This window comes from Microbacterium sp. NPDC091662 (assembly GCF_044756705.1).
In the GTDB taxonomy this organism is placed as follows: domain Bacteria; phylum Actinomycetota; class Actinomycetes; order Actinomycetales; family Microbacteriaceae; genus Microbacterium.
The window spans coordinates 806,428-825,514 of the sequence record NZ_JBIVTM010000001.1 but is presented as its reverse complement, the minus strand read 5'-3'; the positions used below and the strand labels follow the sequence as shown (position 1 = coordinate 825,514).

Genomic DNA, 19,087 nt, shown 5'->3' with positions numbered 1-19,087 from the left:
GACGTCACCAGATGGTGCCGCCGGACTCCTCGGCCTCGGTGTCGAGGGCGTGATCGACGATGAGGCGCACCGCGCGCCCCAGTTGCTCATCGGCGAGGTGCGAAGCGCCTGGGGGTGCCGTGGTCGTCGACCAGGGAAGGTGCACGAACCCGGCACGGGCATCTTTCCGTACCGCGCCCACTGCCGTGTACATCACGTGATTGCACACGTAGGTTCCCGCAGAGAGCGACAACTGCGCCGGCAGTCCGTCCGCGGTCAGAACCTGAAGCAGACGCTTCACGGGGAGCGTCGAGAACCGAGCAGCGGGACCGCCGGCCTCGCTGGGGGCGTCGACGGGCTGGTCACCGTCGTTGTCGGCGATGCGGGCGTCGATCAGGTTCACGCCGATGCGCTCGATCGCGACCCGGGTGCTCCCGCCGGCGAGTCCGGTGGCGATGACGACATCGGGGGAATGCTCGGCGATCAGAGTGCGGAGCCGGTGTGCAGATGCCTCGAACGCGACGGGGAGCGTCGCGACGACGAGCTCGTGCGGACCGTCGTAGTCGGCGGCGACAGCGGTCACGGCGTCGGCGGATGGGTTGCGGTCGGCGCCGTCGAAGGGTTCGAAGCCGGTGAGGAGGACGACTGCCATGTATCCAGCGTAGGTGCGTCCGTCCAGCCCACTTGCATCCTGGCGGCGTAGGCTTGGGGGGTGCCAGCAGTGAACCTCGGAATGCCGAAGATCCCCGAAGTCCTCGCCCCGCGCCGCAAGTCCCGGCAGATCAAGGTGGGCAAGGTGCTCGTGGGCGGAGACGCTCCCGTCAGTGTGCAGTCGATGACGACGACGAAGACGACCGACATCAACGGGACGCTGCAGCAGATCGCAGAGCTCACGGCCTCCGGCTGCGAGATCGTGCGCGTCGCCGTGCCGCATCAGGATGACGCCGACGCGCTCAAGATCATCGCGATGAAGAGCCAGATCCCCGTGATCGCCGACATCCACTTCCAGCCGCGCTACATCTACACCGCCATCGATGCGGGATGCGGGGCGGTTCGGGTGAACCCCGGCAACATCCGCGAGTTCGACGGCAACGTGGGCAAGATCGCCGAGGCCGCGAAGGCGGCCGGCGTCTCCCTGCGCATCGGCGTCAACGCCGGATCGCTGGATCGCCGCATCCTCACCAAGTACGGCAAGGCGACGGCAGAGGCCCTGGTCGAGAGCGCCGTCTGGGAGGCGTCGCTGTTCGAGGAACACGACTTCCACGACTTCAAGATCTCCGTCAAGCACAACGACCCCATCGTGATGGTCAAGGCCTACCGGCTGCTGGCGGAGCGAGGCGACTGGCCTCTGCACCTCGGTGTGACCGAGGCGGGGCCGGCCTTCCAGGGCACGATCAAGAGCGCGACGGCGTTCGGCATCCTGCTCGGCGAGGGCATCGGAGACACGATCCGCGTCTCGCTGTCGGCACCGCCGGCCGAAGAGGTCAAGGTCGGCCACCAGATCCTGCAGTCGCTCAACCTGCGCGAGCGCAAGCTCGAGATCGTCTCGTGCCCGTCGTGCGGGCGCGCCCAGGTCGACGTGTACACCCTGGCTGAGAACGTCACTGAGGGCCTCAAGGACATGACCGTCCCGCTGCGCGTCGCCGTGATGGGCTGTGTCGTCAACGGCCCAGGCGAAGCCCGAGAGGCCGACCTCGGTGTCGCCTCGGGCAACGGCAAGGGGCAGATCTTCGTGAAGGGCGAGGTCATCAAGACCGTGCCCGAGGCCGACATCGTCGCCACTCTGATCGAAGAGGCCAACAGGATCGCCGCCGACATGGGACCGGAAGCCCCGCTCGGCACCGCCCAGGTCGTCACGGTCTGACCCACGAGAAGCTGAGATGTCCGACGTCACCATGCCCACACCTTCTCCCGCACTTCCCTTGCCTGTTCAGGCCATGGTCGATGCGATCAACACGGCCGACACCGACGCATTCGTCGCAGCCTTCACCCCTGACGGGTTCGTGAGCGACTGGGGCACGGTCAAGGCCGGTCCTGAAGGTGTACGCGCATGGGCGGGCAGCGACGCGATCGGTGCCGGCGCACAGATGACCGTGCTCTCCGCCGAGACCGAGGGCGACACGACACGCATCCGCTTCGGATGGGCGAGCCGGGTCTTCAACGGAGAATCCGACGGCATCTTCGTCGTCCAGGGTGACAAGCTCGCCAGCTTCACCATCCCGCCGTCTCACTGACCTGTCGTGCCGGGATCCGTCGGGCGACGGCACGACGGCTGCGAACACTGTCGAAACCACCGACGAAGCCGAGGAGCACCATGTCGACGCCCACCATCGTGACCTTCGCGGACGGGACCGTCGCCGGAGAAGGCATCGTCACACGTGTCGAGAGTGTCGGCGACGGCGCGGTCGTCGTCGTCGATACGACGCCCTTCCACCCGGTCGACCACACCTGGCCGGATCAACCGGGCGACAGCGGAACCATCACGGTCGCCGGCGATGCGGTCGCGGTGACCGAGGCGCTCATGGCGGCGATCTCCGACGAGGGCGAGTTCGCCGTGGGAAGCGAGATCCCGGTGAAGCGCGGTGCGGAGGGCTGGACCTGGCTCGTCGGGCATCGGATCGAGGGCGCCGTGCCCGCGTCGCTCGTAGAGGGCGCACAGGCGGAACTCGCCGTCGACGGCGCGCGTCGCGTGGAACTCAGCCGCGGCCACACCGCATGTCACGTCGCTTCGCTGGCGCTCGACCTGGCTCTCTCCGACCTCTGGCGCAAGGACCCGGGGGAGGATGCCCTCGGAAACCCCGACTTCGAAGGCCGGGCCAATCAGTCGAGCCGCATCCACGAGGACGGGGCCGTCGACGAGTACCGGCTCGGCAAGAGTCTTCGCAGGGCAGGTTTCGATACCGAGACGCTCGCTGCGACGCTCGCCGACCGCGCGGCTCAGGTCAACGACCGGCTCGCCGCCTGGATCGCCTCAGGCGCCACCAGCAGAATCGAGGCCGAAGGGCCGACGATCGTCGATCGGCGTCGCTGGCATTGCGCGCTCCCGGAGGGCGAAGCCGTGATCCTCTGCGGAGGAACGCACGTCGATTCGCTCGCCGCATTCGCGTCGATCACGGTGTCGCTCGACCTGAGCGATCCTCAGCTCCTGGTCATGACGACCGTGGCGACGCCCGCGCGCTGACGCTCGCTGCTCGCGGTCCGCTCGCCGCGCGCCGTGCTCCCGGCGACGATCGCGATCTCGGCGCGCGGGTAGGCGGAGGCGATGAACCGTTCGACGAGGTCGGCGTGCTGCATCTGGTCAGGCTAACTGTCGACGGACTGATCAGAGCGCGAACTCGACCTCGCCGTTCGCGATGTCCGCACGCTCGACGCGGAGCCGCACGATATCACCCGGCTTCGCACCCTTCGGCAGCGGTGCGGTCGCGGTCACGGCGGGATCCGCGATCTGCACGGCCGCACGCTCGCCGCGCAGTTCGATCACGGTGGCGTCGATCGTAGCGCCGACCAGCGGCGTGAGCAGTGCAGCCTCGACGCTGTTGATCGTCGCCGCGTTGAGGCGCGATGCGCGCTGGCCGGATTCCTGCATGAGGGCGGGGAGCTCGCCGAGCGATGCGCGCGCCCATTCGGGGGCGGGCTCGCCGTTCGCGGCGGCGAGGCAGATCGCCAGAGCCCACCGGTCGACGAGTCGGCGCAGGGGAGCGGTCGCGTGCGCGTAGGGGGCGGCGATCGCAGCCTGCACGGCGGTGTCCGGCGCATCGCCGTCGAACACCAGGTACCCGGCTCCGCGGAACAGCGAGGAAGCGGCTTCCAGCACGGGGAGCGTCATCGGATCGGCGCGGTCGAGGCCGCGAAGGTACTCGCCGTACGTGCCCGTCGTCCACGGGCGTCCGAGGGCCTCGGTCTGGTGCCGGAACGTCTCGAACGCGGCATCATCCGGCTGCGGCATCGTCCGGAGGATGCCGACTCCGGCATCGAGCATCAACGTGGCTGCCGCCATCCCGGTCATGAGCGAGAGCTGGGCGTTCCACTCCTCCACGGGAAGCGGACGGCGACGCTCGATTGCGTAGGTGCCGTCTTCGGCGCGCACGACCTCTTCGTCGGGGAGATTCAGGCTCGCTCCTCCGCGCAGGCGCTCCTGCTCCATGCGCAAGGCTCCGATCTCCGGGAGCAATGCCGCCGGCCCGTCCTCGCCGCGGTCGAGCGACAACTGCGTCGTCGCGTAGTCGAGCTGCGCGCGGGAGCGGATCAGCGCGCGCTCCAGGCGGAAGTCGCAGACGACACCCGCGGAGTCGAGGGCGAAGGTCCACACCAGCGCCGGGCGGTCGACACCGGCGAGCAGCGAGGCTCGATCCTCGCTCAGGACGCGTGGATGCAGCGGGATCGTGCCGTCCGCGGCATACAGCGTCTGTCCGCGATGCCGTGCCTCGACATCCACGGCTCCGCCTGGCACGACGAACCCCGGGACATCGGCGATCGCGTAGCGCACGGTGTATCCGGCTCCCGCACGCTCCAGATGGAAGGCTTGATCGAGGTCGCGAGAGCCCTCCGGGTCCAGCGTCGCGAAGGGGATGTCGCGAAGGTCGATCCCCGGCACGGCGGCGGTCGACGCCTCTGCCTCGGCGAGGACGTCGTCGGGGAAGTCGAGCGGAGCATCCGACGACTCCCGCAATGCGGCGAGTGCCGAGGCCAGCTCGGTCTGCGCAGCGGACGGGGCGACGTGTGATCGGCGCTGGGGCATGGCTCCACCCTAGGCGCGGCGACGATGCGGAACGGCACGAACCGGCCCCGCGGATGTCATCCCGCGTTAGCGTGGAGTCATGACCACTGCAGCCAAGGCCCAGACCCTTGTCGGACTCTATGACGCACCGGAGATCCTCCGCGTCGTGAACGTGTGGGACGTCGTCTCCGCCCGGGCGGTCGCCGCCCTCCCGGAGACCCAGGCGATCGCCACCGCCGGACACGGCATCGCCGCCTCGTTCGGCTACGACGACGGCGCCACCCCGCGCGAGATCATGATCGACATGGTGGGTCGCATCGCGGCCTCTGTCCCTGTGCCGGTGACCGCTGATCTCGACGACGGATACGGCGATGCGGGGGAGACCACTCGCCTCGCCATCGGTGTCGGCGTCGTCGGGGCGAACGTCGAGGACCGTCTCAAGCCGCTCGACGAGTCCGTCGCGTCCGTCGAGGCGATCGTGAAGGCGGCGGAGGCCGAGGGAGTGCCCTTCGCCCTCAACGCCAGGACCGATGCGTTCGTCCGCGCCGGTGGACGCCCCGTGCAAGAGAGCATCGCCGATGCCATTCAGCGCGGCCGGGCCTACCTCGACGCTGGAGCGACCGCGGTGTTCGTGCCCGGCATCCTCGACATGAACGTCACACGTCAACTCGTCGAGGGCATCGGCGAGCGCAAGATCAGCGTCATCGGGATCCCGGGCGCCCTCGCCGCCTCGGAGTACGAGAAGCTCGGCGTCGCGCGCATCTCCTACGGTCCGCTTCCGCAGCGGGTCGCGCTGACGGCGCTGCAGGAACTGGCGGCCGACCTGTACGCAGGCGGCGTCGTGCCAGCGAACCTCCCGGCGCTCAACTGACATCGTCGAAGACGAGTGACCGCGGCTCACTAGACTTGCTCCGTGGTCACTCGTCTTTCGAACTTCTTCCTCCGCACGCTCCGTGAAGACCCTGCAGGCGCAGAGGTCGCCAGCCACCGGCTCCTGATCCGGGCCGGATACATCCGCCCGCAGGCCGCCGGCATCTTCGCGTGGCTGCCACTGGGGCTCCGCGTCAAGTCGAAGATCGAGACCGTCGTCCGCGAGGAGATGGCCGCCGCCGGTGCGCAGGAGGTGCATTTCCCCGCCCTCATGCCTCGTGAGTCGTACGAGGCCACGGGCCGCTGGGAGGAGTACGGCGACCTGCTCTTCCGCCTGCAGGACCGCAAGGGCGGCGACTACCTTCTCGCCCCCACGCACGAAGAGGCCTTCACTCTGCTCGTGAAGGACCTGTACTCCTCGTACAAGGACCTGCCGCTCACGATCTACCAGATCCAGGACAAGTACCGCGACGAGGCCCGCCCGCGGGCCGGCCTGCTCCGCGGCCGCGAGTTCACGATGAAGGACGCCTACTCCTTCGACTCCTCCGACGAGGGGCTGGACACCAGCTACCAGGCGCAGCGCGACGCATACGAGCGCATCTTCCAGCGTCTCGGCCTCGAGTACGTCATCGTCCAGGCCGACGCCGGGGCGATGGGGGGCTCTCGCAGCGAGGAGTTCCTGCACCCGACGCCCGTCGGCGAAGACACGTTCGTGCGCTCTGCGGGGGGCTATGCCGCCAACGTCGAGGCGTTCACCACCGCGGTTCCGGAGGCGATCGCATTCGACGCCGACGGGACTCCCGTGATCTTCGATTCCCCCGACACGCCCACGATCGAGACCCTGGTCGCGCATGCCAACCGCGAGCTCGAAGGCGAGTACACCGCAGCCGACACGCTCAAGAACGTCGTCCTCGCGCTCACCCACCTCGACGGCACCCGCGAACTCGTCATCGTCGGCATTCCCGGCGACCGCGAGGTCGACGAGAAGCGCGCCGAGGTCGCTTTCGCGCCCGCCGAGGTCGAGACGGCCACGGCGGACGACTTCGAGAACAACCCGCTGCTCGTGAAGGGGTACATCGGGCCCTGGTCGCCCACCGGTGCGGTGCTCGGCGAAGAATCCGCGACCGGTATCCGCTATCTGGTCGACCCCCGAATCAGCGAGGGCACCAGTTGGATCACAGGCGCGAACATCGACGAGAAGCACGCGCACTCCGTCGTCGCGGGCCGTGACTTTGCCGCCGACGGCATCGTGGAGATCGCGAACGTCCGCGCCGGCGACCCCGCCCCCGACGGCTCGGGTCCCGTCGAGCTGGCGCGCGGCATGGAGATCGGGCACGTCTTCCAGCTCGGCCGCAAGTACGCCGAGGCGCTGGGGTTGAAGGTGCTGAACGAGAACGGCAAGCTCGTCACCGTCACGATGGGCTCCTACGGCATCGGCGTGACCCGCATCCTCGCGATCATCGCCGAGCTCAACAACGACGACAAAGGCCTCATCTGGCCCGCGTCGGTCTCGCCGTTCGACGTGCAGGTCGTCGCGGCAGGTCGTGATCAGGTCGCGTTCGAGGTGGCGGAACGTATCTCCGCGCAACTCGAGACCGCCGGTCTCGATGTGCTCTACGACGATCGTCCCAAGGTGTCACCCGGCGTGAAATTCGGTGACGCCGAGCTCGTCGGCGTGCCGAAGATCGTCATCGTCGGACGTGGGGCCGCCGACGGCCAGGTCGAGCTGTGGGACCGTGCCTCGGGGGACCGCGATGCGATCTCCGTCGACGAGGTCGTGGAGCGCCTCACCGCCGCGCGGTGAGATCCACGGCCGCGTCGTCAGCAGACGATGCGGCCGTGGTTCATGATGTCGTCGTCCGGCGTATCGCGGGTGACGAGTGACTTCAGCGCTCCTGCGGCGAGGGCGAGCTTGCCCTTGGACGGCTCCCAGAACTCCGTCACCGTCGGCGTCACCTTGAGCAGAGCGATGCCCGGGGTGTCGAGGCCGTCGGCGAACCAGATCTCCAGCGACGCCGAGTAGAGCTCCTCCATCTTCGCGCGGTCGTGCACGACCTCGGCTGTGCCGGCGACGGACACGTACCGCATCCCCTTGGCATCGCAGTAGGCGAGGCCAACGTCGTGGTGCTGCCGTGCCTCGTCGACCTTCTCGGTGTCCTCGGCCGTGAAGAACCAGATGTCGCCGGCGTCGTCCATCTGCCGGGTCGACATCGGCCGACTCACGAGGTTGCCGTCGTCGTCGGTGGTGGTGAGCATCGTGATGCCGATGTCCTCCACGAGCTCGGCGACGCGGGCGAGGGCTTCGGGTCCTGTGATCTCGGTCATGCCATCAGCGTGTCGTCTGTGGTCATCCTGGTCACGGGGATTGACACCGCGACGGCGTCGTGATCACGGCGACAGCGACCGTCTCGACCTGATCACCGGCGTTGCGGCCCCCGGTCGCACGGCTGCATGACACCCTGGTGTCATGATCGACGAACCACTCCCCGAAGCCCTCAGCTCCGAGATCAACGCCGTCCTCGACGACGCGGGAGTGCACACCGACCGGCGGTTGGTGATGCGGATGCTGCGTACCGCGATCCTGCTCGGTGAAGACGGCGCCGACAGGCTCGACCTGAAGATCGCCTCGGCGGCGCTGGCCGAGATGCGTGACGCGTTCCGGCTGTTCGCACCGTTCCGCGGGGTCCCCAAGGTGACGGTGTTCGGATCGGCGCGCACCCGGCAGGACGACCCGCTCTACCTCACCGCCCGCGATGTCGCGGCCGCGCTGGCGGGCGACGGCTGGATGGTCGTGACGGGCGCCGGTCCTGGCATCATGCAGGCGGCTTCCGAAGGTGCGGGCCCCGCGCTTTCACTGGGAGTCTCCATCCGCCTGCCGTTCGAAGAGAAGCCCAACGGTTTCGTGGCGGGTCAGGATCACGTCGTCGCGATGAAGTACTTCTTCACGCGCAAGCTCATGCTCATCAAGGAATCGCTCGGGTTCATCTGCCTCCCCGGCGGCTTCGGAACCCTCGACGAGATGTTCGAGCTGCTCACGTTGCAGCAGACGGGGAAGGCGGAGCCGACGCCCATCGTGCTGCTCGACGAGCCGGGCGGCACGTTCTGGCAGGGGCTGCGCAGCTTCATCGACGACCACCTCGCCCCGACGGGCGTCATCTCGGAGGGCGATTTCGACAGGGTCGTGATCACGGATTCGGTCGACGCGGCCCGGGCGGAGATCACCGGCTTCTGGCACAACTACGACTCGCTGCGATGGGTCGGCGACGCACTGGTGCTGCGTCTGCGGGCCGAGCCGACCGACGCCGAGGTCGAAGGGCTCAACGAGCAGTTCGCCTCGATGCTGTCATCGGGACGAATCGAGCGCACGGCACCACGGCAGCCCGAGGTGGCCGATGACGACAACCTCGACCTGCCACGTCTGATCCTGCACCTGGACCAGCGTCAGGTGGGTAATCTGTTCCGGCTGATCGGTGCGATCAACGCACTTCCGTCTGCTCCCGCGCGGTGATGCGGGCGGCGAAGTCCACGAGGTCGACTGGACGATCGAGGATGCGCTCCGCGGCCCTGTGGCCGGAATAGAACGCCGCCCCGACGGTGGCCGGCTCATCACCCCAGGTGGCCTCGCCGGCAAAGTGCAGGACGCCGTCGACGGGCCCCGCGAGGGCGTCATGGTCGTGATGCGTCGAACCCAGCGCGAGGTGCGAGTACGAGCCGTTCGAGAACTCGTCCTCACCCCAGCGCGTGACCCAGTGCGCGAGCGGCTCGCCGACGGCATCCCCGTAGAGCAGGTGCAGCGCGCTGACCGCGTCGGCGACGATCTCGTGGTCCGGAAGGTCCTGCATCCGTCGGCCGAACGGTCCGGCGGCGAAGGTCAGGAGCGTGGGGATGCCGCTGACGGCGGAGACGTCGTACCAGGAATGCCAGTGCTCGCCGGCTTCGCCGAGGGCGCGGATGACGTAGGTCTCCTCGTTCCAGAAGCGCTCGGGGAACTGGACGAACACCTTGTTGAAGACGCCCATCCCGAGCCGCGAGATCGGACCGGCGACCGCATCCGGCAGAGCCGGCTCGAAGGCGATCGTCCCGGCCTTGAGCACGCCGAGGGGGACGGTGATGATCGCCCTGTCCGCGCGGTACTCGGCGCCACCCGCATGCACGACGACACCATCCGCCGAGCGGCTCACCCGGGTCACGACGGTCTGCAGGCGCACGTCGACGCCCGCCCCGATGCGGCGCGGCAGCTCGTCGTATCCGCGGGGGAAGATCACCTCGTCGCCGTCGATCGCGTCCTCGTCGAGACCGTGCGCGCCGAGGTCGCCGATCCACGCGCCGCACTGCTCCTCCACGCGGTGGCGGAAGAACTCGCGGATGTCATCGATGCGCTCGGGCGGCAGACCTGAGCGGTCGAGGGCGCGTTCGGTGACATCGAGATAGGTGTCGTCGGGGGAGGAGGCCGCGATCTCCTCCACGAGGAGGCTGTCGGCGAGGTCGACGTCCGCGACCCAGCGTGAGGTGGCTGCGTCGTCCATGGCGCGTCCTCCGCCGTCGAAGTTCTCGATCGGACGTCCACCCACCTGGAAGCTGCCAACCGTGTACTCGATCGCCGGGATCCTGAGTGCGTGGACGAGGTTCCACAGCGGTGAGTCCTCGATCCCGTGGATCCACGACGCGCCGAGATCCACGGAGAATCCGGCGCTCCGGTCGGTGTGCATCCGACCCCCGATGCGGTCACGTCCTTCGAGGACGACGACACTCTGGCCCGCGTCGGCGAGCATACGGGCGCTCGTGAGCCCCGACATCCCCGCGCCGATCACGATCGTGTCGAATGTGCTCACGTGCTCCTCCTCGAGCGGCTCCGGATGCCGACCCTGCCGCCGCCGTGCGATGGCCGGTGGGCACAGGGTATCGTGGTACGGATGTCGCGCGTGCGAACAGGCGCGACGAGAGCTGAATAGAGAGGCCGTCATGGATATCGAACTGAGTCTGCTGCGAGGGATCGAGAAGGAGAAGGCGATCCCCTTCGATGAGCTCGTCGCGATCATCGAGCAGGCGATCCTGACCGCGTACTCCAAGCACGTCTCCGCCGACGGCGTCACGCCGGAGGGCGTCCGCGTCGACCTCGACCGCAAGACCGGCCACGTCGCCGTGCTCCAGGTCGTCAGGGACGAAGAGGGCGCGATCATCGGCGAAGAGGACGCGACGCCGGATGACTTCGGCCGTATCGCCGCCTTCGCCGCCAAGCAGGTCATCAGCCAGCGTCTGCGCGACATCGCTGACGACGTCGTGCTCGGCGATTTCAAGGACAAAGAGGGCGACATCGTCGCCGGAGTGATCCAGCAGGGTCCCAACCCGCGCATGATCCACGTCGACCTCGGTGCGGTCGAGGCGATCCTGCCCCCGGAGGAGCAGGTCCCGGGCGAGGAGTACACGCACGGCTCGCGTCTGCGCGTTTATGTCACCAGCGTCGCCAAGGGGCTCAAGGGGCCGCAGATCACGGTCTCGCGCACGCACCCCGGCCTGGTCCGCAAGCTCTTCGCCCTCGAGGTGCCGGAGATCGCGGCCGGTCTGGTCGAGATCGTCGCACTGGCCCGTGAGGCCGGTCACCGCACGAAGATCGCCGTGAAGGCGAACGACCCGTCGATCAACGCCAAGGGTGCCTGCATCGGCGAGCTCGGCCGTCGCGTGCGCGCGGTGACCGAGGAACTCGCAGGGGAGAAGATCGACATCGTGGACTACGACGCCGATCTGCCGACCTTCGTGGCGCACGCGCTCTCGCCGGCGAAGGTCACGAGCTCGTTCGTGCTCGACGCCAATACCAAGGCCGTCCGCGCCCTGGTGCCCGATTACCAGCTGTCGCTGGCGATCGGCAAGGAGGGCCAGAACGCCCGCCTGGCCGCCAAGCTCACCGGCGCGAAGATCGACATCCAGCCGGACAGCGTCCTCGACTGACACGGCTTCGGCCTTCCGCCGCGCCCGGGAGAGGGCGAGGCGGGGTGAAACGCAGGTGTAAGATGGAACCCGTACGAACGTGCGTCGGTTGTCGCACGCGTGCTCCCCGCTCCACCCTTCTCCGGGTGGTGGCCCAGAACGACACCCTCATCCCCGATGAGCGTGCTGTCCTGCCGGGGCGTGGCGCGTGGGTGCATCCGACACCCGAATGCATGGAGGCCGCGCTGCGGCGACGAGCTTTCGGAAGAGCACTGCGTGTGACCACTCAGTTGGACACACGGACCTTCGAACAGCACCCACCAAGAAACAAAGGCTGAACAGCTATGGAAACAAAGTGAACGGCTCGAAATGAGACCCGTCCGCGACTAGTGGTCTGCCCTGTCTGGGTGGACCGACTCAGACAGGAGAATTGTGGCTGGTAAACCACGCGTACACGAGATCGCCGCCGAACTCGGCGTCGACAGCAAGATCGCACTTGCGAAGCTCAAGGAACTCGGCGAGTTCGTGAAGAGCCCGTCCTCGACCATCGAACCACCGGTGGCGCGCAAGCTGCGCGCGGCGATCGAGGCCGACGGCTCGCTCAAGGGCTCGGCTGACGCCGCTCCTGCGGCGAAGCCCGCGGCGGCGAAGCCCGCTGCCGCGAAGCCCGGTGCCAAGCCGGCGCCGACCCCGGGCCCCAAGCCCGGTCCGAAGCCCGCCCCGGAGGCTCCGGCCCCCGAGGCTCCCGCGCCCGCTGCGCCGGCGCCCGCCCCGGCCCCCGTGGCAGAGGCTCCTGCCGCATCCGAGGCGGCCAAGCCTGCGGAGAGCGGCGCACCGACTCCCGGCGCTCCGCGTCCGGGCAACAATCCCTTCTCGTCCGCACAGGGCATGGGGCAGCGTCCGGCCGGTCCCCGACCGGGCAACAACCCCTTCGCGTCCGCGCAGGGCATGGGCCAGCGTCCGACGCCCGGCAACATCCCTCGTCCGCAGGCCCCGCGTCCCGGCGCACCGCGCCCGGGTGCCCCTCGTCCCGGCTCGCCTCGTCCCGGTGCACCTCGCGGTGGCCAGGGCGGTCGTCCCGGCGCTCCCTTCCAGCAGCGTCCCGGCGGCCCCGGTCGTCCCGGCGGCGCCGGTGGACCCGGCGGCGCCGGCGGTCCCGGAGCACGTCCCGGTGGTGGCGGCGGTTTCGCCGGTCGTCCCGGCGGCGGTGGCGGTCGCGGTCGTGGTCCCGGCGGTGGTACCGCAGGCGCCTTCGGCAAGGGCGGCGGCAAGAGCAAGCAGCGCAAGTCGCGGCGGGCGAAGCGGCAAGAGTTCGAGATGCGGAGTGCTCCGGTCGTCGGTGGCGTCAACGTCACCCGCGGCAACGGAGAGATCATCCGCATGCGCCGCGGCGCATCGATCGCGGACTTCGCCGACAAGATCGAGACGCTGACCGGCTACACGGTCCAGCCCGGAACCCTCGTCACCATCCTCTTCAACCTGGGTGAGATGGCCACGGCCACCGAGTCCCTCGATGAGGCGACGTTCGAGGTCCTGGGCGCCGAGCTCGGCTACAAGATCCAGATGGTCTCGCCCGAGGACGAGGACAAGGAGCTCCTCGAAGGCTTCGGTCTCGACCTCGAGGCCGAGCTGGAGGCGGAGAGCGAAGACGACCTCGAGATCCGTCCGCCGGTGGTCACCGTCATGGGTCACGTCGACCACGGTAAGACGCGACTGCTCGACGCGATCCGTCAGACCAACGTCATCGAGGGCGAAGCCGGTGGCATCACCCAGCACATCGGTGCCTACCAGGTCTGGACCGAGCACGAGGGCATCGAGCGTGCCATCACGTTCATCGACACCCCGGGTCACGAGGCGTTCACCGCCATGCGTGCTCGTGGTGCGCAGGTCACCGACCTCGCGATCCTCGTGGTCGCAGCCGACGACGGCATCATGCCGCAGACGGTCGAGGCGCTGAACCACGCCCAGGCGGCGAACGTGCCGATCGTGGTCGCGGTGAACAAGGTCGACAAGCCCGACGCCAACCCCTCGAAGGTGCGTCAGCAGCTGACCGAGTACGGTCTGGTCGCCGAGGAGTTCGGTGGCGACGTCATGTTCGTCGATGTCTCGGCTCGTGCGAACACGGGTATCCAGGACCTCCTGGACGCCGTGCTGCTCACCGCCGACGCCGGTCTCGACCTGACGGCCAACCCGAACAAGGCTGCTCGCGGTGTCGCCATCGAGGCGAAGCTCGACAAGGGCCGCGGTTCGGTCGCCACGGTGCTCATCCAGTCCGGAACGCTCCGGATCGGAGACGCGATCGTCGCGGGCACGGCTTACGGCCGTGTGCGTGCGATGGCGGACGAGAACGGCGAGCAGGTCCTCGAGGCCTATCCGTCGCGTCCGGTGCAGGTGCAGGGTCTGAACTCGGTGCCGCGCGCCGGCGACGTCTTCATCGTCACAGAGGAAGACCGCATGGCTCGCCAGATCGCTGAGAAGCGTGAAGCGGTCGAGCGCAACGCCCAGTTGGCCAAGGCTCGCAAGCGCATCTCGCTCGAGGACTTCACGCGTGCTCTCGAAGAGGGCAAGGTCGAGTCGCTCAACCTCATCATCAAGGGTGACGTCTCCGGTGCCGTCGAGGCGCTCGAGGAGTCGCTCCTCAAGATCGAGGTCGACGACTCGGTGCAGTTGCGCATCATCCACCGTGGCGTCGGTGCGATCACCGAGTCCGACGTGAACCTGGCGACGATCGACAACGCGATCATCGTGGGCTTCAACGTTCGCCCCGACACGAAGGCTCGCGAGCGTGCCGCCCGTGAAGGCGTGGACATCCGCTTCTACTCCGTCATCTACAACGCGATCGACGAGATCGAGAACTCGCTCAAGGGCATGCTCAAGCCGGAGTTCGAAGAGGTCCAGTCGGGTGTCGCCGAGATCCGCGAGGTGTTCCGCTCCTCGAAGTTCGGCAACATCGCCGGTGTCATCGTGCGGTCGGGAACGATCACGCGAAACGCCAAGGCTCGTGTCATCCGCGATGGTGTCGTGCTGGCCGATGGTCTCGCCATCGAGTCGCTGCGACGCTTCAAGGACGATGTCACCGAAGTCCGTACGGACTACGAGGCCGGTATCGGCCTCGGCAAGTACAACGACATCCAGATCGGTGATGAGATCGAGACGACCGAGCTCGTCGAGAAGCCTCGCGGCTGATCAATTCGAAACACCTTCGGGCGTCCTTCGCTCCCGCTCCTCCCGGAGCGCGGAGACGAGGGACGCCCTGAGGGTTCCTGGACAGGGAGAGAACAATGGCAGGCGAACGACAGGCTCGTCTCGCGGATCGAATCCGCGTGATCCTCGCCGAACGGCTGGAGAAGGGGCTGCGCGATCCGCGTCTCGGCTTCGTCACCATCACGGATGTCCGCGTGAGCGGCGACCTCCAGCACGCATCGGTGTTCTACACGGTGCTGGGCACGGAGGAAGAGCGCATCTCCAGTGGTGCGGCGCTCACCTCGGCGACCGGAATGCTGCGCAGCGAGGTCGGGCGGCAGCTGAGCACCAGGCTCGTGCCGACGCTCGAGTTCATCCCCGACGCGCTCCCCGAGAACGCCGACCACATCGGGGCACTGCTCCGTGAGGCGCAGCAGCGCGATGCCGACGTTGCAAAACTCGCCTCCTCGGCGTCCCACGCCGGCGACGCGGACCCGTACCGTTCGGACGACGACGCGGAGTGAGCGCCGTTTGATACGCTCGGCTTCGCGGGATCACCTCCCGCGAAGCTGAGGGGGATCGGCATCGAGGGCACGAACACGTCTGGGGGGCCGTTCATCGCGCCCGCCGCCGTCGGCCTTCTCTTGGAGCAACTGCTCGAGCACGATCTCGGCTGTGCCCCGCGCGTGATCGCCCGACTGTCCGATGATCTGAGCGGCGACGCGACGACGATCCGGGCGGTCGTCGAGCGTCTGACTCCGGCTCAACGACACGGTCTCCGCCCGCTGCCGACTCCGTTGCCGCTGGTGCCGGCGATCGCGCGCAGGTTCGCGGGCTGAGGCTCGACGAACGTGATCGGCAGCTGCTCCTCGCGCTCGCGGTGTGCCTGGACGACTCGCTGGAGCCCCTGCTGGAGTACGACGGACGCACGGCGGTCGAGATCGCCGCAGCCCCAGTCGGCGACCATCTGATCCTGCACGCCGGTCACGTGCGCTTCGCCGACGCCCGTCTGGCGATATGGGTGCGGGCCACGACCTGCGCTGCCGGGACCGCACGGGTACACGAGCGTCTGAGCCGGGTCTTCCGCGAGCGTGGTGACCGGGTGAGCGCGGATTGGCATCGGGCGCGGGCGTCCCTCGAGAGGGATCCGGCGACCGCGCCGGAGCTCATCCTCGTCGCACGGCAGCTGACCGAAGCGGGGCACCCTGATCGCGCACTACTGCTCGCCCGTGAAGCTGCTGAGCACGCGATGGGCGACGATCGTGACGAGGCGCGCCTGGTCGCGGGGGCATCGGCGGTCGGTGCCGGATACGCGGTTGAGGCGGCGACGTGGTTGGGAACGCTCTACCCGCATGGCGGTGAACGGCACCGCTGGGCGGGGCTCGGAGCGCTGATCGTGGCGCAGACCTACGTGCAGGGCACCGTTCCCGAGGTGGATCCGACCACGGTACGGCCGGGCACAGCTGACGGGGTCGACTGGCGTCATTGGACCAGAGCGACCGCCCTCGCCGCCATCCTCTGCGCCGAGCGAGGAGACCGAAGGGGTATGCGTGTGTGGCTCGATGCTCTTCGGGACGGCGCCGCGCTGATCGGTGCCGAGCAGGACCTCCGAGATCCCGTCGTGGCGCTGAGCTGGCTCATCGCCGGTGATCGCGACATCCACGACGTGACGGCGGCCGGATCGGTGAGCGGCGGTCTGCTTCGCACGCTGCGCGCCGCGGAGGAGGGCGACATAGATCTGGCGCTGCGTCTACTCGTGACCGAGGAATCGACGTTCTCCGGCGAACCCGATCCATTCGTGCCGGGATACGAGCACAGTCCGGTCGTCCAGGCGTATCGCGCGATCGTCGAGGTTCTCCTGCTCGTCTGGCGCGGAGACATCGGTCTCGCGCGGGACGCACTGATCCGGGCGGCGCTCACGCTACCCATCGCCGTGCCGTTCGCGGGGCTCGGAGTCGTCCTCGCCCGGCGCCTCGATCTGGCGGTGCTCGGCACGCTCGGACCATTCTCGCGTGCGCTCACGATCGTCCTCCCTCCCGGCACGAAGATCGACCAGCTCGTGGACCGCGGCGTTCAGGCGTTCCTGGCCGGATCCTTCGACGATGCGGCGGCGACGGTCCGGCTCTGGTCCGATCTCGGTGCGCCGCAGACCGCGATCTCCGTGCCGGGACTGGACGAGCTGGCCGCTGTCGCTCCGGACTGCCTCCCGGCCGCCGCATCCGTCGAGCCTCCGGAGATCGCTCTCGCGCGGCAGCTGCGAGAGCGCATCGCGACGGCGGGCGAGGGGCGTTGGCGTGTGGAGAGCGACGAGGTCGCCGAGATCGCCCGAACGCTGCGTTCGCCGTTCGAGCGGGGGCGGGTGGAGGCGATGCTCGGCGCCCGGCACGCGATCCGCGACGATCATGCCGCTGCGAGGATCCATCTCCAGTACGCCGAGCGGCTGTTCGAGCTCGCCGGTGCGATGGCGTGGGCGAAGGCGATCCGCGGCAGGCTGGATCGACTAGAGGCCAGAGAAGGGAGCATCGTCCCCGCGGTGGGCGCACTCTCGGCATGCCGCTCCGACTGGTCGCGTCGGCTCACCGCGCGCGAGCTGGAGGTGGCGATGTGTGCGGTGCGAGGGGCGGCGAACCGTGAGATCGGCGAGGTGTTGAACGTCTCCATCCGGACCGTCGAAGTCCACCTCGGCCGGATCTTCGCCAAGCTCGACGTGCGCAGCCGGGTCGAACTGACGGTGCTCGCGCATCGCACCGAACTGCATCTCTGAATCGTCGTCACCCCTGACCTGTCGTCACCGGGATGTCGTCAACGGGGCAGGAACAGTACGGACCCATCCGCTTCGGCGAGCCCGTCGGCGATGAGCGAGTCGATCGCCCTGTCGCGCTGGCCGGCGTCGGGCCATTCCGGGAGCACGGCATCGAGCGGGACGGCTTCGGGATCTCGGGTGCGCAGCAGGCGCAGGACCGCGCCACGCGCTTGCCGGTCGGACCCCTCGTAGGTGGCCTGGCGTCGGCGTCCGTCTCCCGTTTCCGGCCTGCCAGCCGCGAGCCACGCACAGCTGACGGCGAGAGGGCAGACGTCGCACCGCGGCGCTCGCGACGTGCAGACCGTGGCACCGAGCTCCATCGCCGCTGCGTTGAACACCGCCGCCTCCGCCACATCCTCCGGCAGCAGCGATGACATCAGGGCGAGGTCGTGGCGAGACGCGGCTCCTGGCTGCGCCCGGCCCTCGACGGCACGGGCGAGCACGCGTCGCGTGTTCGTGTCGACCACGGGGTGCCGGTCGCCGTAGGCGAACACGGCCACGGCGCGGGCGGTGTAGTCGCCGATGCCGGAGAGGGCCAGCAGTGCGTCCACGTCACGCGGAACGGTTCCACCATGGCGATCGGTGATCTCGACGGCGGCGCGGTGCAGCCAGAGCGCACGTCGGGGGTACCCCAGGTTCGCCCATTGCCGCACGACGTCCGCCGTCGACGCCGTCGCCATCGTGGCAGGGGTAGGCCACCGACCCAACCACGCTTCGAGATGCGGGATGACCCTCGTCACCGGGGTCTGCTGCAGCATGAACTCGCTCACGAGAACACCCCAGGCACCGAACTCCTCGTGGAACTCGGGCCGACGCCACGGCAGGTCGCGAGCGGTGGATCGATACCATGCGGACAGGCGCGATCTCATCTCGGGACGGGCCTGTCTATCGGGCATCCATCCAGCCTACGTGAGCGGCGAGACGAGCCCGGGACCGAAGACAGGGGCATCAATGATCAACACACGCACGAGCGCACTCATCATCGCGACGGCCCTGGCCGTGACGAGCCTGGTCGGGTGCGCGGGAACGCCGGAACCCGCGTCGACTCCGGGCGGCGGATCCACTCCGAGCGAAACAGCGCCGACCACGTCGACCCCGACAGCGGAGCCGAGGATCGAGGATCAGGCGGACCCCGGAACCTGGATCATCGACGAGGCGGGCGTCGGACCGATCCCTGTCGGGGGCGACTTCGCCTCGACGCTCACCGGCCTCGCCGGGCCCTGGACCAACGACACCGCGAACTGCTCGTGGTCGGCGTGGTGGACGGCAGCCGACTCTGCTTACGGTATGTCCTTCGCCCGCGGGACAGAAAGCGAGACGGCGCCCATCCGCGAGATCTCCGTGTACTCCACAGCCGAGAGTCCCGCCGTGGTCCCCGGACCGGTGACGGAGGACGGGCTGGGTATCGGAACGACCAAGGCCGAGGTGCTCACTGCGTATCCTGACGCGCAGGAGGGAGCGTCGACGATCGGGAGCGACACCTGGCTCATGCTTCCGAGCGCGACCGACGCCCATGTCTTCTTCGCATTCCGCGAGAACAGCGACACCGCATGGGACGTCACGGTGACGATCGGCGTCGAACCCTCCCACGAGGTCTGCGGCTGACCCGC

Annotated in this window: 19 protein-coding genes; 12 read left to right on the top strand and 7 right to left on the bottom strand. The window is 68.6% G+C overall.

Annotated features, from left to right (window positions below; all coding sequences use genetic code 11):
- Nucleotides 1–4: 4 nt before the first annotated feature.
- Nucleotides 5–631 carry a pyroglutamyl-peptidase I gene (locus ACIQLD_RS04030; RefSeq protein ID WP_402605304.1) on the bottom strand — a complete coding sequence of 209 codons (627 nt, stop codon included), beginning with the start codon at nucleotides 629–631 and terminating at the stop codon, nucleotides 5–7.
- A 60-nt stretch (nucleotides 632–691) separates the two neighbouring features.
- On the opposite strand from ACIQLD_RS04030, the gene ispG reads away from it, so the two are divergent.
- The 3 genes from ispG to ACIQLD_RS04015 all read left to right on the top strand — a co-directional run bounded on the left by ispG (nucleotide 692) and on the right by ACIQLD_RS04015 (nucleotide 3,160).
- On the top strand, nucleotides 692–1,843 hold the full coding sequence (gene ispG / locus ACIQLD_RS04025; protein WP_387183943.1) for a flavodoxin-dependent (E)-4-hydroxy-3-methylbut-2-enyl-diphosphate synthase: 1,152 nt from the start codon (nucleotides 692–694) through the stop codon (nucleotides 1,841–1,843).
- 16 nt (nucleotides 1,844–1,859) lie between these two features.
- Complete coding sequence (locus tag ACIQLD_RS04020) at nucleotides 1,860–2,213, top strand: nuclear transport factor 2 family protein (protein WP_402605301.1); 354 nt, start codon at nucleotides 1,860–1,862, stop codon at nucleotides 2,211–2,213.
- An 80-nt stretch (nucleotides 2,214–2,293) separates the two neighbouring features.
- The gene (locus ACIQLD_RS04015; protein ID WP_402605299.1) at nucleotides 2,294–3,160 is read left to right on the top strand and encodes a hypothetical protein; all 867 of its coding nucleotides are present in this window, start codon (nucleotides 2,294–2,296) and stop codon (nucleotides 3,158–3,160) included.
- On the opposite strand, the gene ACIQLD_RS04010 is transcribed toward ACIQLD_RS04015, so the two are convergent.
- Both ACIQLD_RS04010 and ACIQLD_RS04005 read right to left on the bottom strand, forming a co-directional pair.
- Nucleotides 3,118–3,273, bottom strand: coding sequence for a hypothetical protein (locus ACIQLD_RS04010; protein WP_402605297.1), 156 nt, complete (start codon nucleotides 3,271–3,273; stop codon nucleotides 3,118–3,120). The genes ACIQLD_RS04015 and ACIQLD_RS04010 overlap by 43 nt on opposite strands.
- Nucleotides 3,274–3,301: 28 nt before the next feature.
- The gene (locus ACIQLD_RS04005) at nucleotides 3,302–4,717 is read right to left on the bottom strand and encodes an RNB domain-containing ribonuclease (RefSeq protein ID WP_402605294.1); all 1,416 of its coding nucleotides are present in this window, start codon (nucleotides 4,715–4,717) and stop codon (nucleotides 3,302–3,304) included.
- A 79-nt stretch (nucleotides 4,718–4,796) separates the two neighbouring features.
- On the opposite strand from ACIQLD_RS04005, the gene ACIQLD_RS04000 reads away from it, so the two are divergent.
- Both ACIQLD_RS04000 and ACIQLD_RS03995 read left to right on the top strand, forming a co-directional pair.
- A complete protein-coding gene (locus tag ACIQLD_RS04000) occupies nucleotides 4,797–5,567 on the top strand; it encodes an isocitrate lyase/phosphoenolpyruvate mutase family protein (protein ID WP_402605291.1) in 771 nt (256 codons plus the stop codon).
- Between the two features lie 42 nt (nucleotides 5,568–5,609).
- On the top strand, nucleotides 5,610–7,370 hold the full coding sequence (locus ACIQLD_RS03995) for a proline--tRNA ligase (RefSeq protein WP_402605288.1): 1,761 nt from the start codon (nucleotides 5,610–5,612) through the stop codon (nucleotides 7,368–7,370).
- A 17-nt stretch (nucleotides 7,371–7,387) separates the two neighbouring features.
- On the opposite strand, the gene ACIQLD_RS03990 is transcribed toward ACIQLD_RS03995, so the two are convergent.
- Nucleotides 7,388–7,891, bottom strand: a complete 504-nt coding sequence (locus ACIQLD_RS03990) for a pyridoxamine 5'-phosphate oxidase family protein (RefSeq protein ID WP_402605286.1) — start codon at nucleotides 7,889–7,891, stop codon at nucleotides 7,388–7,390.
- Nucleotides 7,892–8,033: 142 nt separating this feature from the next.
- Between ACIQLD_RS03990 and ACIQLD_RS03985 the strand changes: the two genes are divergently transcribed.
- Nucleotides 8,034–9,074: a TIGR00730 family Rossman fold protein gene (locus ACIQLD_RS03985; RefSeq protein ID WP_402605283.1), complete on the top strand. Its 1,041-nt coding sequence runs from the start codon at nucleotides 8,034–8,036 to the stop codon at nucleotides 9,072–9,074.
- On the opposite strand, the gene ACIQLD_RS03980 is transcribed toward ACIQLD_RS03985, so the two are convergent.
- A complete protein-coding gene (locus ACIQLD_RS03980) occupies nucleotides 9,043–10,398 on the bottom strand; it encodes a flavin monoamine oxidase family protein (RefSeq protein ID WP_402605281.1) in 1,356 nt (451 codons plus the stop codon). The two genes, ACIQLD_RS03985 and ACIQLD_RS03980, sit on opposite strands and share 32 nt — an antisense overlap.
- A gap of 130 nt (nucleotides 10,399–10,528) precedes the next feature.
- Here ACIQLD_RS03980 and nusA point away from each other — a divergent pair, with 130 nt between their 5' ends.
- The 4 genes from nusA to rbfA all read left to right on the top strand — a co-directional run bounded on the left by nusA (nucleotide 10,529) and on the right by rbfA (nucleotide 15,198).
- Nucleotides 10,529–11,512, top strand: a complete 984-nt coding sequence (gene nusA / locus ACIQLD_RS03975; RefSeq protein WP_402605279.1) for a transcription termination factor NusA — start codon at nucleotides 10,529–10,531, stop codon at nucleotides 11,510–11,512.
- Between the two features lie 62 nt (nucleotides 11,513–11,574).
- On the top strand, nucleotides 11,575–11,829 hold the full coding sequence (locus tag ACIQLD_RS03970) for a YlxR family protein (protein ID WP_083391685.1): 255 nt from the start codon (nucleotides 11,575–11,577) through the stop codon (nucleotides 11,827–11,829).
- Between the two features lie 94 nt (nucleotides 11,830–11,923).
- On the top strand, nucleotides 11,924–14,677 hold the full coding sequence (gene infB / locus ACIQLD_RS03965; RefSeq protein ID WP_402605277.1) for a translation initiation factor IF-2: 2,754 nt from the start codon (nucleotides 11,924–11,926) through the stop codon (nucleotides 14,675–14,677).
- Nucleotides 14,678–14,772: 95 nt separating this feature from the next.
- Nucleotides 14,773–15,198: a 30S ribosome-binding factor RbfA gene (gene rbfA, locus ACIQLD_RS03960; RefSeq protein WP_359799394.1), complete on the top strand. Its 426-nt coding sequence runs from the start codon at nucleotides 14,773–14,775 to the stop codon at nucleotides 15,196–15,198.
- Nucleotides 15,199–15,437: 239 nt separating this feature from the next.
- Here the strand turns inward: rbfA and ACIQLD_RS03955 are convergent, their stop codons facing one another.
- Nucleotides 15,438–15,794: a hypothetical protein gene (locus ACIQLD_RS03955; protein ID WP_402605275.1), complete on the bottom strand. Its 357-nt coding sequence runs from the start codon at nucleotides 15,792–15,794 to the stop codon at nucleotides 15,438–15,440.
- Between ACIQLD_RS03955 and ACIQLD_RS03950 the strand changes: the two genes are divergently transcribed.
- Nucleotides 15,777–17,438 carry a LuxR family transcriptional regulator gene (locus ACIQLD_RS03950; protein WP_402605271.1) on the top strand — a complete coding sequence of 554 codons (1,662 nt, stop codon included), beginning with the start codon at nucleotides 15,777–15,779 and terminating at the stop codon, nucleotides 17,436–17,438. The two genes, ACIQLD_RS03955 and ACIQLD_RS03950, sit on opposite strands and share 18 nt — an antisense overlap.
- Before the next feature lie 38 nt (nucleotides 17,439–17,476).
- On the opposite strand, the gene ACIQLD_RS03945 is transcribed toward ACIQLD_RS03950, so the two are convergent.
- Nucleotides 17,477–18,373, bottom strand: coding sequence for an A/G-specific adenine glycosylase (locus ACIQLD_RS03945; protein ID WP_402605269.1), 897 nt, complete (start codon nucleotides 18,371–18,373; stop codon nucleotides 17,477–17,479).
- Nucleotides 18,374–18,428: 55 nt separating this feature from the next.
- On the opposite strand from ACIQLD_RS03945, the gene ACIQLD_RS03940 reads away from it, so the two are divergent.
- Nucleotides 18,429–19,082 carry a hypothetical protein gene (locus tag ACIQLD_RS03940; RefSeq protein WP_402605266.1) on the top strand — a complete coding sequence of 218 codons (654 nt, stop codon included), beginning with the start codon at nucleotides 18,429–18,431 and terminating at the stop codon, nucleotides 19,080–19,082.
- The last annotated feature ends 5 nt before the right edge of the window (nucleotides 19,083–19,087 follow it).

Coding starts and splice junctions, on each gene's coding strand:
- ACIQLD_RS04020 (WP_402605301.1), top strand. CDS start 1,860: ATGTCCGACGTCACCATGCCCACACCTTCTCCCGCACTTCCCTTGCCT.
- ACIQLD_RS04005 (WP_402605294.1), bottom strand. CDS start 4,717: ATGCCCCAGCGCCGATCACACGTCGCCCCGTCCGCTGCGCAGACCGAG.
- nusA (WP_402605279.1), top strand. CDS start 10,529: ATGGATATCGAACTGAGTCTGCTGCGAGGGATCGAGAAGGAGAAGGCG.
- ACIQLD_RS04015 (WP_402605299.1), top strand. CDS start 2,294: ATGTCGACGCCCACCATCGTGACCTTCGCGGACGGGACCGTCGCCGGA.
- ACIQLD_RS03990 (WP_402605286.1), bottom strand. CDS start 7,891: ATGACCGAGATCACAGGACCCGAAGCCCTCGCCCGCGTCGCCGAGCTC.
- ACIQLD_RS04000 (WP_402605291.1), top strand. CDS start 4,797: ATGACCACTGCAGCCAAGGCCCAGACCCTTGTCGGACTCTATGACGCA.
- ACIQLD_RS04010 (WP_402605297.1), bottom strand. CDS start 3,273: ATGCAGCACGCCGACCTCGTCGAACGGTTCATCGCCTCCGCCTACCCG.
- ACIQLD_RS03970 (WP_083391685.1), top strand. CDS start 11,575: ATGGAACCCGTACGAACGTGCGTCGGTTGTCGCACGCGTGCTCCCCGC.
- ACIQLD_RS03955 (WP_402605275.1), bottom strand. CDS start 15,794: ATGCCAATCCGCGCTCACCCGGTCACCACGCTCGCGGAAGACCCGGCT.
- ACIQLD_RS04030 (WP_402605304.1), bottom strand. CDS start 631: ATGGCAGTCGTCCTCCTCACCGGCTTCGAACCCTTCGACGGCGCCGAC.
- ACIQLD_RS03985 (WP_402605283.1), top strand. CDS start 8,034: ATGATCGACGAACCACTCCCCGAAGCCCTCAGCTCCGAGATCAACGCC.
- ACIQLD_RS03940 (WP_402605266.1), top strand. CDS start 18,429: ATGATCAACACACGCACGAGCGCACTCATCATCGCGACGGCCCTGGCC.
- rbfA (WP_359799394.1), top strand. CDS start 14,773: ATGGCAGGCGAACGACAGGCTCGTCTCGCGGATCGAATCCGCGTGATC.
- ACIQLD_RS03945 (WP_402605269.1), bottom strand. CDS start 18,373: ATGCCCGATAGACAGGCCCGTCCCGAGATGAGATCGCGCCTGTCCGCA.